Source organism: Photobacterium sp. 270122K, from assembly GCF_059941365.1.
Window position 1 is genome coordinate 142,926 of the sequence record NZ_JBPOEN010000010.1, and the last position, 14,093, is coordinate 157,018.

Here is a 14,093-nt window from a genome sequence, read left to right on the forward strand (position 1 = left end):
ACCGTGCCGATTTAGTGAGTATGTGCGGCGTCATAATATAAAACGTGATGCAAAGGTGTTGTGCCAACAGTATGAGTGGGAAAACAATGGGAAAAAACTCCCAACGCGATGTTGATATAAAAGGCGATGCGCAAAGTTGCGTATTAATAGTATTTTATGCGCATGACATTTTCTGTCATAAACGGCAACAGTTAAAAATAAGGTACGTTTTTTTGGTTGTAAAACACATGTTGGGTTAACGGCGTGTAAATATTATTGTTAATAAAGATTAACGGGATATAGACCCAACGTGTGAGTAAGGGGGACGATCACAAATTTGTTATGGGAAATTCTCATTCCCTTGCCTAAATGTCCTGTAGGTGGAAAAATTTCCCACGAAATGGACTGAACGGGAAATCACCTCCATGAACAAGCAAGCGTTCATCAATGCTGTGAATAAATTCGATACGCACACGGATGCTGAAACGCGTATTGCACAGTATTTTATGCAGCATTATTCGGTATTACCCTTTGCGAAGATTGATGATCTTTGCAAACAAATAGGGGTAGGAAAGGCGACATTAGGCCGTTTTCTTCAGCGTTTAGGTTTTAGCGGATTCATTGAATTCAAAAAAGACGTGACGGAAGACTTAACGCAAACCTTAACCATTCCGATTGAACGCTATGAGCACCAACGTACGGATGCGAACCCTGATGATATTCGCGGCGTACTGGCTACGCACTATCACGAAATACAAGATAACCTGGAAAAAACGTTTGAAGCCCTGTCTGAGCAAGACTTTGAACGTGCGATTGATATTATGTGTCAATCTGACGGTAAGTTGTACGTGATGGGGAGCGCATCCTCAGAAGCGTTAGCCAATTATTTCTACTTACTGGCTCGCTATTTACGCAAGGAAGTGTTTTTTTTAAAAGCCGACGTGTCGACGTTACCGCATCAATTGGTTGATGTGACGCCAAGCGATACCTTGTTTGCCATTTCTTATCACCGTTATTCTAGCGTTACCGTTAAGTTGGTACGTTGGTTCCATGAATGTGGCGGTCAAATCATTACGTTGACGGATCAACACGTCAATCCTTTTGTTCCTTACAGCGATGTGCAATTTACCGTTGAGAGTGAGGGCAGAGGCTACTTTAATAACCGTGCTGCGGGGTTTTCACTCATAGAAGTCTTAATTAAAGGGCTCTCCTTGCAGCAAGGAAAAAATAATCGGTTTCAACGCATAGAAGGACTTTTCGAAGAATTCAGTATTTTTAAATCATAACAACAACCCACTTTTTATTTGTATGTAAATTTTCATATAAATACGTGGCTGCATGTGAGTGATGTGACGTTGTAAGAAGCAGAACTGAATACAACGCATTGAACATATGCATATGCATCACGAACATTTATATATTTAGCTTGCTTTTAATACTCCGATGATTATTGAAGAGGATATTCATGATTACGTATTTAGCGCTACCGATGATTCTTGCTGTCGGTTATTTTATTGTTAAGAAATACAATACACAGGCTGTGTTATTTCTTGCTGGTTTAACCATGATCGCACTGGGTGTGATTAACGGTAATACGGAGTTCCTACCCAAAGGGGGCTCACACACGGGCTCTATCATTGTTGACTTCTTTGAAGTGATTAAAGTGATTTCCTCGTCCACGCTGGCCAAACTGGGTTTGATCATCATGGCTGTGGGTGGTTTTTCTAAATACATGGGTCACATTGGTGCAGCGAATGCCATGGTACAAATTGCTACCAAGCCGCTTTCTTATATCAAAAACCCGTATTTGGTATTGGCAATGGCGTATGTGATCGGCCAGTTGATCAACATCTTTATTCCAAGTGCGACCGGTTTGGCGTTGTTGCTATTGGTTGCCATGTACCCAGTATTGGTTGGTGTGGGGTGTAACCCAGCCGCAGCGGCCGCTGTTGTTGCGACGACAGGCTGTTTGGATTTGGGGCCTGCCTCTTCTGCGGCGAACAAAGCAGCAGAAGTCTCTGGCATTGATGTAGCAACGTATTTCGCAAGCTACCAGTTACCGGTTTCATTGGTTGCGATCGTTGTGATTGCAACATTGCACTTCTTCAGTCAGCGCTATTTTGATCAGAAAGATGCAGAAAAAGGCGTTAAACATGAATTTAACCTGGATGCAAAAGAGCAGCGTAAAGCCCCGAAATGGTTCGCAATTCTGCCTGTTTTGCCACTGGGTTTGTTGCTGACGTTCAGTAGCTTTGCCGTTACCTCTATCCGTATGGATGTGGTTACTGCGATGTTTATTGCCCTGTTTGTTTCTATGGTGTGTGACTTTATCTATACCCGTGACGGTAAAGAAGTGGCTGCATCATTGAAAGTGTACTTTGAAGGCATGGGTAACGTGTTTTCTGGTGTCGTGACCTTGATCATTGCAGCACAAACGTTCGTCGTGGGTTTAAAAGCAATTGGCTTTATCGATTTGCTGCTGAGCTCTGCATCAAACATGGGCTTGGGTTATTTTGCGATGATCATCATGCTGGTGGTGATTATTGTGACCATCACCATGTTGTCTGGCTCAGGTAATGCGGCATTCTTCAGTTTCTCTAACTTGGCCCCTGATGTGGCGGCGCAAGTGGGTACCGCAACGGCACACGTTGCGCTTCCTATGCAGTTGTCTGCGGGTCTGATGCGTTCAGCGTCACCAGTAGCAGGTGTGGTGATTGCCTGTGCGGCAGTTGCCAATGTTTCACCGATTGAGTTAGCAAAACGTACGGCGATTCCAATGCTGGGTGGTTTGTTAACCGTGATGATTTGTTCTCAAATCTTGGTGTAACCGTTACCGAATAAGGCTGTGGGAGGGGGTCCCGCAGCCTTTCTTTTTTCGGGTGTGTTTTGGCGAAAATGATGGTCATACATCGCCGCCATATCGCGCTCTGATTGCGAAAAGCGATAGCTCTTTATTTCTCTCTTATGTCTATTGTTGAGGCCGTGTGCCGAGATCAGATAAGACGTGAGTAAATAGCCATCTCTTTTTATCCAAATATGACTGCCGTGATTGTGCCTTGTTACCCTTGAGTCTCTTGGCAATCTGTGTCATCAACACACTGCGGCGTCACTGTTAAACGTTGGGAGCATTGCATGAATATTGTTGAGCGTTTTTTGAATTACACCCGAGTGAATACCACGACGAGCCGTGAGAATGGCGCGGCGGGGATCATGCCGTCATCACCGGGTCAAATGGAATTGGCACAGCTGCTAGCCAAAGAGCTGGAAGCGTTGGGTATGGAAGAGATCGTTTTACGCGATACTGCGATCTTAACAGCAACGTTGCCGAGTAATGTGGATTACCCAACGCAAACCGTGTCTTTCTTTGCCCATTTAGATACCAGTATGGAGCAGACCAATGATACGCAAGCGCAGGTAGTGAAATACGACGGTGGCGATATTACGCTTAACAGCGCGTTGGATATCGTGATGAAACAAGCCGAATTCCCTGAATTGGCGGATTACCAAGGCCAGGACATTATCGTGACTGACGGCACCAGTCTACTAGGTGCCGACGATAAAGCTGCGATTGCTGCAATTATGCATGCCCTGCAGGTGCTAATTGCTAACCCAGAGATCAAGCATGGTCCAGTGAAAGTGGCCTTCGTGCCCGATGAAGAGCAAGGTCTACGTGGCGCGAAAGCGTTTGACGTTGACAGCTTTGGTGCTGACTTTGGCTACACGCTGGATTGCTGTGGCATTGGTGAATTCGTGCATGAAAACTGGAATGCAGGCGATGCAGTGATCACCTTCATTGGCCAATCTGCTCACCCAATGTCAGCCAAAGGCAAGTTGAAGAACTCTTTACTGATGGCACACAAATTTATTGCCATGCTACCGGGTGGTGAAGCGCCTGAATACACCGAAGGCCGTGAAGGTTACTACTGGGTGAAAGAGCTGGCTGGCAACAGTGCGAAAACCGTTCTGAAAATGGATGTGCGTGATTTCACTAAGCAAGGCTATGCAGCGCGAATGGCATTCCTACAGCAGTTGGCGGATAACTGTGTTGCATTATGGGGTGAGGGCAGTGTGGTGATTGGTTTGTCTGATCGTTACGAGAACGTCGCGAATAGCCTAGAAGGTGATGCGAGCTTCCCGATTGATATCGCCAAAGAAGCGTATGCTCGCAATAACATTGTGATGAAAGCGACGCCAATGCGTGGTGGTTACGATGGCGCTGTGTTGTCACAGAAAGGCCTACCGTGTCCGAATATCTTTACCGGTGCGCACAACTTCCACTCTATCTACGAATACTTGCCAGTGCCGTCACTAGAAGCGGCCAGCGCGGTGGTTGTGGATGTGATCCGTATTACGGCGGAACGTGCGACGCGTTAATCAATTCATGCACGTTCAGTGAGTTGAGTTTCCCCCAAAAAGTGCAGCCCGTTCGCTGCACTTTTTTATGTCTGCTATTTGGCGACTTCTTATAAAGGTATAGATCCCCCGACATACAGGCTCTCAGAAAGACAGGTATACCGAAATATATCTACATCAAAATAAAGAAACGAGGAATAAAAAAGAGCCAGCATAATGCTGGCTCTTTTTTCAGTGACTCATCGGTTTAGAGATGAATAACAGGCTTAGCGAGACGTCGACTTAGCGGCTTCTTCTGGGTGCCATGCACCGTCAAGTTCTTCCAATTCAGGGAACTTAGAGCGGTCGAACTCAGGCGATTTGCCCGCTTTCAACTGTACTTCGTAGTCTTTAATCACGCGGATAGCCAAGCTTGAAAGCAGAACCAGTGCCACGATGTTGATTAAGGCCATCATACCCATAGAAGCATCTGCAAGGTTCCATACCACCGGTAGAGAGGCCACAGAGCCGAACATCACCATACCCAGCACACAAAGACGGAATGCGAACAGGCCTTTTTTGGTGTTGCCGTTCAGGAACATCACGTTAGTTTCTGCATAGCTGTAGTTAGCAATGATTGACGTGAAACAGAATAGAATGATTGCCGCCGCCATAAAGTACGTTGTCCAGCCACCTAGCTCGCTCGTCAATGCTTGCTGAAGCAGGCTGATGCCAGTTGCTGCATCAGGTTGATCCATCACACCACTTAGCATGATCATCGCAGCAGATGCTGTACAGATAACAATAGTATCGACGAATACACCTAGCATCTGAACAAAGCCCTGAGAGGCAGGGTGGTTCGGGTTAGGTGTCGCACTTGCCGCAACGTTAGCGGCAGAACCCATACCGGCTTCGTTTGAGAACAAACCTCGTGCGATACCGCTCTGCATCGCTTGTGAAATGGTGTATGCCACACCACCAGCCGCGGCTTCTTGCCAACCGAATGCGCTCTTCACAATCAGTGAAAGTACCGCTGGAAGTTCAGTGATGTTCATCACGACAATCAGCAGTGCAATCGCCAGGTAGCCAATCGCCATGACAGGGACGATACGTGAAGATGCAGCAGCAATCTTACGTAAACCACCCATGATGAAGAAAGCAGAACACGCAACAATCACGACACCCATGATGGTTTCATCAAACCCGAAAGAGTGGCTTAACGCATCAGTGATGGTGTTCGCTTGAACGGCATTAAATACCAGACCAAAAGCGATAATCAAAAAGACGGAGAACAAAGAACCCATCCAGCGTTGACCAAGGCCTTTTTCCATATAATAAGCCGGGCCACCACGGTATTGACCGTCGATATCTTTGGTTTTGTAAATCTGTGCGAGGGTAGATTCAATAAAGGCGGTCGCCATACCAAATAGGGCAATCAACCACATCCAGAAAATGGCACCAGGGCCACCGGCTGCCAATGCAACAGCGACACCCGCCATGTTACCGGTACCGACACGTGCTGCCATTGAAGTACAGAATACTTCGTAAGAACTCAAGCCGTTATCAACATCTTTGCCGCTTTTAAGGACATCGATTGCGTGTTTGAACTGACGGATTTGAATGAAGCCTAAACGCAAAGTGAAGTAAATACCGACTGCAACCAGAAGGTAAACAAGAAGTTGGCCCCAAAGTACACCGTTAATGACACCAATGACTGTGCTTAAGCCGTCGTTGAGTGCGGTTAACCAAGTTTCGTTACTAACGCTCATGATAATTTCCTGTATATGACATTCAATGACTAATAACGCCATTGAATAAACTGGAACGTCCATTTATATGACAGTTCATACTACGATTCTGAATTTATATTTTTTATGTCTGTTTATAACGCTGATTTTTGTAACCGAGAATGGTTACATTAATGAAACATAGAATCAGATGTTTCATCTGTAGACGGGACGGTAAGTTAGCATGAAAATTCGCTTTTTCAGCGTGACTTAGATCACGCTTCGGGAATGTATGCTTGAGTTAAAACTGTTGCAGTATGTGATTCTGTTAAATAAAAGCTGGTAAAACAAACGTTTGCGTTAATATTGAGTGGGTCAATATCGGTATGTTTTGAACGTTGCTCAATTACAGTTTATTTGGGTTTTTACGTTATTTTAACAATATATCGTGGTTTTATTAACTGTTTCTGGTGGTGTGTTTTTAACCATTCTTAACATGCGAGAATGGTTGCTGGGGCGCATGAGCGAAATACAGTGAATAACATTGCATTTATTTTTGTATGGTGAGAAAGGAAGGAGGCCAGTGGCGTACTGGCCATGAGAATAAAGGAAAAGAAAGAGGGTGAATCAGTGAACAAGCGTTGAATAATTATCAAAAAATTGGCTGCGTTTTAGTTGGTCAATGTTCTCTACGAAATTCTGTGTTTCATCACATAAATCACTGTCTAATACCATGAACTGATGACCGCAAGAGCAAGTAAAAACGCCAGCGTCAGAAACAAGGTATTCCTCATCCTGACCACATTCTGTGCATATTGGTAGTTCTTGCATAGGTTATACCACCTAGAGTTATTGTTAATTTTGTTGTGTTTACTTCTGTGTTGCAGAAAGTATGTGTTGCATAAGTAAGTATAGTAATGCTTGTCTAGCACAGTGAATATCAAAGAAGTAGAAATATTGGACAGGTCACTAAATTTATGTAATTCGCAAACACTTAAAATTGCATTTACTTGCAGTATGATGTAGTGAATAAACATGAAAAAACCCGCACGATGGCGGGTTTTGTTATAAATGGTCAGGATTCTGACAGGAATTAGAAAGAAGTACGCTTATATCGACGGTATTCTGAATGCCAGAAGTTGTCGTTGATCTTCTCTTTAATACGCTCATCGGTATTCTTCGGCGCTTTGCGCTGTTCAACCGCTTTCTTCGCAACGGCAAACGCAATATGACGCGATACGTTCTGAATTTCTTCCAATGGTGGCAATAGTGCGCCTGTACCGTTAATGGCCAGTGGTGAGCACTCTGCCAGTGCACGGCTACTTTCTCTTAGCATTTCGTCAGTGACACGGTGTGCGCCGACAGCCAGTACGCCCAAACCAATACCCGGGAAGATGTAACTGTTATTACATTGTGCGATTGGGTAGATTTTTTCGTTGTGCATCACAGGTTCAAACGGTGAACCTGTGGCAACCAACGCATTGCCGTCCGTCCAGCGGATCAGATCTGCCGGTGTGGCTTCTACACGGCTGGTTGGGTTAGACAGCGGGAAGATGATAGGACGCTCACAATGCTTGTGCATTTCGCGGATCACTTCTTCGCTGAATAGGCCCGGTACGCCAGATACCCCAATCAATACGTTTGGTTTTCCATTTCGCATCACATCCAACAGCGAAATGTTGTTGTCTTCGGTATCCCACTGGCTGATCGCTTCACGGGTTTGCACCAATTTCTTCTGGAAATTGATCAGGTTCGGCATGTCGTCGACCAATAGGCCCCAACGGTCGACCATGAATACTTGGCTACGTGCTTGCGCTTCGCTGATGCCTTCAGACACCATTTGCGCAATGATCGCTTCCGCGATACCACAACCTGCAGAGCCAGCACCCAAGAAGGTAATACGCTGATCAGACAGTTTGTTACCGGCTGCTTTACACGCCGCGAGTAGGGAACCCACGGTCACGGCAGCGGTACCTTGAATGTCATCATTGAAGCAGCACACTTCGTCTTTATAACGCTCAAGTAAAGGCATCGCATTTTTCTGTGCGAAGTCTTCAAATTGGATCAGTGCTTCTGGCCAACGGTGTTTCACAGCCTGAATGAAATCATCAACAAACGTATCGTATTCCTGACCAGAAATACGAGGATGACGCCAACCCATGTACATAGGATCAGATAAACGCTGCGGGTTATTGGTACCCACATCAAGCACTACAGGCAGAGTGTAAGCTGGGCTAATGCCCCCACACGCGGTGTATAGCGACAGTTTACCGATTGGAATACCCATACCACCGATACCTTGGTCACCCAGACCAAGAATACGCTCACCGTCTGTCACAACGATAACTTTTACGTTGTGACGAGAGGCATTGTTGAGCATGTCTTCAATACGGTCACGGTTCGGGTAAGAGATGAACAGGCCACGGCCACGACGGTAGATATTTGAGAAATCTTCACAGGCTGCACCCACCGTAGGCGTGTAGATGATCGGCATCATTTCTGTGATGTTATTTTCAACCAAACGGTAGAACAACGTTTCATTGGTGTCTTGGATATTGCGCAGGTAGATGTGCTTATCCATGTCGTTATCGAACTGCATGAACTGCTTATAGGCACGTTCAGCTTGTTCTTCAATGGTTTCGATCGCTTCTGGAAGTAGACCTTCCAAGTTGAAGAACATACGTTCTTCTACAGAGAATGCACTGCCTTTGTTTAGCAGGGGAGTTTCAAGTAGCGCAGGGCCAGCGTAAGGGATATAGAGTGGGCGTTTGTCGTTGTTCATGCAATCAGCTCTGTCTTGAGTAGAGGTATGAAAAAAGCACTTTTCATTTAAGGGCTAATCGTAGATCTACGCGCCTGAATATTCAAAGAGAATCCGAGATAATTTAGCGAATTAGATCAAGTTTCTGTGCATAAGTTTACGGTCATTAACACGGTAAAATGAAAAATGTTACCCCTGTGTTTCGGTGTGACCAAGGTGTATGCATGTTGTGTGTGATGTGGCGCATTTGTGTGAACGTGAAGGACGTTTGATTTGCTGGTTTTTTGCGCATCTGAGAATTGAAATCATCACGCGATAACTTGTGGGTGTTTTGGTTAAATCTGGTGTTTTCGTGGTTCTGTTTTGTTCTGTTTTGTTGTGTTTATGTTGCTCGCGTGTGTGGTTAATGTTTTCTTTCTTGGTGGGTGATAGAGCCGCAGTAATGATATTTGGGATCGATTGCTGGCTGAAAGAGGTTACGCATGGCGTCAAAAGTGGCAGTAAGGTGAACGATGAGGAGGCAGAATAACTATAGGGAAAGACTGAGCGAATGGATAAAGCCAATGAAAAAGTCAGTGGGTAAGTAAAAGAATAAAGACAGAAATAAAAGATCAAGGCATAACAAGAAAGAACGCTTCTTGACCTCCTCAGGATGATCAAGAAGCGACAATAGATCAATAATGCCAAGGGAATTGGCTGAAGTCCTGATCGCGTTTCTCTAGGAACGCATCGCGGCCTTCTTGTGCTTCGGCAGTGCCGTAAGCCAGACGTGTTGCTTCACCCGCGAACAACTGTTGGCCCACTAAGCCATCATCAGGCAGGTTGAAACCGTACTTCAGCATACGCATCGCGGTTGGCGACTTGCTGTTGATTTCTTTTGCCCAGTTCAGCGCTTCTTCTTCTAGCTCAAAGTGATCAACCACTTTGTTTACCATGCCCATGTCATAGGCTTCTTGCGCGCTGTAGTTAAAGCCACAGAAGAAGATTTCGCGGGCACGTTTCTGGCCGATCATTTTGGCCAGATATGCAGAGCCGTAACCCGAATCAAACGATGCTACGTCAGGATCGGTTTGTTTGAAGATGGCATGTTCTTTCGATGCCAGTGTCAAATCACACACAACGTGCAAACTGTGGCCACCGCCAACAGCCCAGCCCGGTACGACTGCAATCACGACTTTTGGCATAAAGCGGATCATGCGTTGCACTTCGAGAATGTGAAGGCGGCCCATGCGCGCGACATCGGCTTTACCGGCTTCTTCCCCTTCGTACTTGTAACCATCTTTGCCACGAATACGCTGATCGCCACCAGAAGAGAATGACCACTGGCCTTTTTCAGACGGACCATTACCGGTTAGCAGTACACAACCTACGTCTGACCACTGGCGAGCATGATCCAATGCAGTGAATAGCTCATCGACCGTTTTAGGGCGGAAAGCATTCAGACAGTCTGGACGGTTGATGGCAATACGCACGGTGCCATGTGCTTTGGCGCGGTGGTAGGTCACATCTTCAAAATCAAAACCAGGGACAACATCCCATAGATCGGGATTAAAAATTTCTTTGCGGGTCATGATGACGATTGCCTCATTGAGTTGGGAAGTTCTCCAAGTCACGAAGTACTTGGTAGGTACAGGCTAGGGGCTTAGCGGTAAAAGTCAATAATTTATGAAGGAATATGACAATTCTAGAAGGGAATAGATCACAATGGTTCACAAAGCGGTCAGAAAAAGCAGGAAAAAGAAGGGTGAGAGAGGGAGCATGCCTGACCTCTCTCGCCATACGAATACCGTAAGAAAAACGGATAGATACAATATAAAAGGAAAAATAGCGTAAGGGTTCACTTAGTCGCGTAACTGTTTTTTAATATCGAGCACTCTGCGGCGTGACAGCGTGATAAGGAAAATACTTGCAAGGAACAATGGCAGTGGTGCCGGTTCCGCAATCTCGGCGGCTGGCGAGTAGGCGGTAATTAATCGTGTCCAGTCGCCCGGAGAGCTGGCATTCCAAGCAATGGCGGTACTGGCGCCATTAAAACTGGTGGAGTCCCCACCTTCTAAGCCACGTAAAGTAAAGTCGTTATAGTCAATGCCGGGCAGGGCGAGGGCTGAGTCACTGGCAAATAAGTTCGCATCGGATGTGACATACGCAAAAACTTGCGAATCCAGCACGATATCGGCAGAGATACTCCCTGAATTTTTCGGATCCCATTGCACGTAGTGACTCGATACAATGGTGCCAGTCGCGATGTAGTAATCGCCATTACCAGCATCAGAAATAAAAGAGGCATTTGAATCAAATACACGATCAACTTTTAGCGGTTCTGTCAGCGTGTGGTTTTGCACCTCATCCCACGCCAGTAATTTGTTGTTATTCGGGTTTTTAGTAATGACAGCCGGCGGTGTCTCCGTGATCTCACAGCTTACGGCGGGTCCGTTGTTCACGTTGCCACTACAGTTGTCTATGCTGACAAGCGTTGCCTGAGCCGAGAAAGAGGCGATGAACATTATCGATGTCAGCAGTAGACCGTAGATTGATTTAATACTGTTGCTCATGGGCATTTCCTATTGGTTATCTTCCCTATCCGTATTGAGTAACTTGCAAATGGTGAGCCAATTTTTGTCACGATGGCTTTTTATGTGATTTTTATGCCTTAGTGGCGAAAATGTCGCGGTATTTTCGTCATGACTTGCTTTCTTTGTGTGCTTGATGGCGCGTACTTCCTTATATGCAAGTCTCTGGCTTGCAGTCTGCAAGGCATATTGCCAAAATGACGTTTCTTTCTCCTTATTTCTCCCTCTGAGTCACTATGTCTTTGCAGTTACCGACTTTTCAGTTGCCTATCGATGCCATTCAAACGGATTTTATTACCCAGCTTGCCAGCGCCCACCTTGTCGTTGTGGCTGAAACCGGGTCAGGAAAATCGACCCGCTTGCCGGTGTGGGCTGCCACGCGTGGGCGGGTGTTGGTGGTCGAATCAAGACGTGTGGCGTGCAGCGCGTTAGCGGAGTTTATTGCGCGGGGCTGCGGTGAAAAAGTCGGGCAATCTGTGGGCTATGCGATTCGTTTTGAGAATCAATTTCATGATGACTCTGACATCGTATTCGTGACACCGGGCGTGGCATTGCGCTGGTTAAGTGAAGACGGATTGGCGACATTTAACACGATCATTATTGATGAGTTTCATGAACGCCGTTGGGATACGGATTTGTTACTGGCGATGCTCAAAGCGCGAGACTCGCATCGCTTGGTGGTCACCTCTGCGACACTGGACAGCGAACGGTTGACGGCATATTTACAGGGACAGTGCCTGCGTGCCGAAGGGCGAAATTTTACTGTCACTGTGTCGCATAGTGCGTCTGATAGTCGCAATATGCCAGAAAGTCGCCATCTAGAGAGCCAAGTCACCGAGGTGGTGGAACAGCATTATCGTGATCATCAAGATATTTTGGTGTTCTTGCCCGGGCGCAAAGAAATTGCACAATGCTTAGCAAATGTGAAAAAGGCGCTGCACGCTGACATTGATGCTGGTTGTGTGGATGTGATTCCATTGCATGCTTCAGTGACTGATGCTGAGCGACACCGTGCGCTGACCGAGAGTGATAAGCAGCGCATTATCTTTGCGACCAATGTGGCGGAAACCTCTGTGACCATTCCCGGTGTCACGCTGATTATTGATTCTGGTTTAGAGCGCCGAACCCACCAGCGTAACGGCCGAACCGTATTAGGGTTACACGCCATTTCCCGCGCCAGTGCCGAACAACGTAAAGGACGCGCAGGCCGAGTGAGAGACGGGCATTGTATTCGCTTGTACGGTAAAGCTGCACCACTAGAGCTGATCACGCCCCCAGAGTTGCACCGTGAAGAATTGGTGGAGCCTATGCTGGCGGCTGCCTGTTGTGGTTATCGGTTAGATGCGCTCGACTTTGTTGATCCGGTGCCAGAGAAAGCCAGACAGCAAGCGTTTGACCGATTAAAACAAATGCAGGCCATTGATGAGGACGGGCGTGCAACCGCACAGGGGCATATCTTGTATCCGTTGCCCATTGATACCTTGTTTGCCCACTTGATCACCGCGATGCCAGATAAAGCCAGCCGGGAAGCCATGGTGGATTTATCTGCTGCGCTCAGTGTGTATCAGCGGGTATGGAATATGCCAAGCGGCGAAGAGCGGCTTGAGAAACTGGCGAAATGGGAGCCACTGCATTGCGATGCGATGACATTGATTAAGCTGTTACGGGGTCACGTACCGGAATGGCTGGATATCGATCCGAACGTATTGGCTGAAGCACGCATGCTGGCGGAGCAAATTCGTGCAGCGTTGGATTTACCCATGTTGGACGTCGCAACGAAGGTACGCCGCGAAGCGTGGCTAAAAGCGGTGATGGAAACAGTGCCAGAGTTGGTGTTTGTGCGTCGAGAACGCCGCCGCCAAGCATTGGGGAATGGCTATTGCGAAGTGTCTGTCGCGCGTGATTGCCGTTATCCAGACACGGCGGAGGCGGCGATCGTCTTTGATCAGTTTGCACTGCCGGGTAAAGGCGTCAAGCAGACGATGATTCTCGCCACCTGCATGGCACCGGTACCGCTGGCATGGCTCAATGAGATGGCGCTGGGGGAGGATGCCTTTGGTGGCACCAAAGTGACCGATGACGGTTGCTGGGTAGAACACCAACGGGTATACGCCGGTAGGGTGATTCATTCTGAATGGGCGTTGCCACAGGGGGAGTCAGCCCATGATGCGCTGGTGGATTTAGTGGTAGATGGCTTGCTGCTGGAAGGCTTGGCAGAAATGCGTCATGTCGACATTCATCAGTGGAATTTGTATTTGGCGCTGGGGCGCTATGATGCCAATACGTGTCAGCGAACACCGGAACCTGTTGTATTGCGTACGTGGTTAAGTGAGCAACTGAGCGCATTGGGTGTCGAGTCAGCGGACGATCTTGAATGGTTTAGTCTCGATGATTTTCCGTTTGTTGGTATCCCTGATTGGGAGCGAACGGATTTTGATAGTGAGTTTCCCCATCGAGTGGCACTAACGGATCTGGTGATGGAGATTGAATACCATGTGACCCGAAAATTGGTGGTCGCGGTACATGTTAACGGCAAGCGAAAGCCGGATCCGAAACGTTGGGAATTGCCGCGTTGGAATGGTTGGAAAGTGCAGTATCGCAAAGCCAGCCGAATTATTGATATTCGCTGACAGTCAGTGCCATTGAGCGTAGAGAAAACAATGATAACGGTGAGCAATTAATGTGAGCGTGGCCGGAGAGCGGTAAAACAGGTGCCTATTTTGA

8 protein-coding genes are annotated in these 14,093 nt (G+C 47.0%); 4 read left to right on the forward strand and 4 right to left on the reverse strand.

Annotated features, from left to right (window positions below; genetic code table 11):
• Positions 1 to 404: 404 nt before the first annotated feature.
• From ACSF8W_RS18070 to pepT, 3 genes are all read left to right on the forward strand, one after another.
• Positions 405 to 1,265, forward strand: a complete 861-nt coding sequence (locus ACSF8W_RS18070) for a MurR/RpiR family transcriptional regulator (protein WP_500848553.1) — start codon at positions 405 to 407, stop codon at positions 1,263 to 1,265.
• 179 nt (positions 1,266 to 1,444) lie between these two features.
• Complete coding sequence (gene dcuC / locus ACSF8W_RS18075) at positions 1,445 to 2,806, forward strand: C4-dicarboxylate transporter DcuC (RefSeq protein ID WP_500848554.1); 1,362 nt, start codon at positions 1,445 to 1,447, stop codon at positions 2,804 to 2,806.
• 305 nt (positions 2,807 to 3,111) lie between these two features.
• On the forward strand, positions 3,112 to 4,353 hold the full coding sequence (pepT, locus tag ACSF8W_RS18080; protein ID WP_500848555.1) for a peptidase T: 1,242 nt from the start codon (positions 3,112 to 3,114) through the stop codon (positions 4,351 to 4,353).
• A 245-nt stretch (positions 4,354 to 4,598) separates the two neighbouring features.
• Here pepT and ACSF8W_RS18085 read toward each other — a convergent pair whose 3' ends face one another.
• The 4 genes from ACSF8W_RS18085 to ACSF8W_RS18100 all read right to left on the reverse strand — a co-directional run bounded on the left by ACSF8W_RS18085 (position 4,599) and on the right by ACSF8W_RS18100 (position 11,351).
• The gene (locus tag ACSF8W_RS18085; protein WP_500848556.1) at positions 4,599 to 6,080 is read right to left on the reverse strand and encodes an alanine/glycine:cation symporter family protein; all 1,482 of its coding nucleotides are present in this window, start codon (positions 6,078 to 6,080) and stop codon (positions 4,599 to 4,601) included.
• Between the two features lie 1,051 nt (positions 6,081 to 7,131).
• A complete protein-coding gene (locus ACSF8W_RS18090) occupies positions 7,132 to 8,820 on the reverse strand; it encodes an NAD-dependent malic enzyme (RefSeq protein WP_500848557.1) in 1,689 nt (562 codons plus the stop codon).
• Positions 8,821 to 9,473: 653 nt separating this feature from the next.
• Positions 9,474 to 10,370, reverse strand: a complete 897-nt coding sequence (locus ACSF8W_RS18095) for a 1,4-dihydroxy-2-naphthoyl-CoA synthase (RefSeq protein ID WP_500848558.1) — start codon at positions 10,368 to 10,370, stop codon at positions 9,474 to 9,476.
• 270 nt (positions 10,371 to 10,640) lie between these two features.
• Positions 10,641 to 11,351, reverse strand: coding sequence for a hypothetical protein (locus ACSF8W_RS18100; protein WP_500848559.1), 711 nt, complete (start codon positions 11,349 to 11,351; stop codon positions 10,641 to 10,643).
• 254 nt (positions 11,352 to 11,605) lie between these two features.
• Between ACSF8W_RS18100 and ACSF8W_RS18105 the strand changes: the two genes are divergently transcribed.
• Positions 11,606 to 13,999: a helicase-related protein gene (locus tag ACSF8W_RS18105; RefSeq protein ID WP_500848560.1), complete on the forward strand. Its 2,394-nt coding sequence runs from the start codon at positions 11,606 to 11,608 to the stop codon at positions 13,997 to 13,999.
• Positions 14,000 to 14,093 lie beyond the last annotated feature (94 nt).

Excerpts from the sequence above, each read along its gene's own strand:
- ACSF8W_RS18070 (WP_500848553.1), top strand. The coding sequence starts at position 405 with ATGAACAAGCAAGCGTTCATCAATGCTGTGAATAAATTCGATACGCAC.
- dcuC (WP_500848554.1), top strand. The coding sequence starts at position 1,445 with ATGATTACGTATTTAGCGCTACCGATGATTCTTGCTGTCGGTTATTTT.
- pepT (WP_500848555.1), top strand. The coding sequence starts at position 3,112 with ATGAATATTGTTGAGCGTTTTTTGAATTACACCCGAGTGAATACCACG.
- ACSF8W_RS18085 (WP_500848556.1), bottom strand. The coding sequence starts at position 6,080 with ATGAGCGTTAGTAACGAAACTTGGTTAACCGCACTCAACGACGGCTTA.
- ACSF8W_RS18090 (WP_500848557.1), bottom strand. The coding sequence starts at position 8,820 with ATGAACAACGACAAACGCCCACTCTATATCCCTTACGCTGGCCCTGCG.
- ACSF8W_RS18095 (WP_500848558.1), bottom strand. The coding sequence starts at position 10,370 with ATGACCCGCAAAGAAATTTTTAATCCCGATCTATGGGATGTTGTCCCT.
- ACSF8W_RS18100 (WP_500848559.1), bottom strand. The coding sequence starts at position 11,351 with ATGAGCAACAGTATTAAATCAATCTACGGTCTACTGCTGACATCGATA.
- ACSF8W_RS18105 (WP_500848560.1), top strand. The coding sequence starts at position 11,606 with ATGTCTTTGCAGTTACCGACTTTTCAGTTGCCTATCGATGCCATTCAA.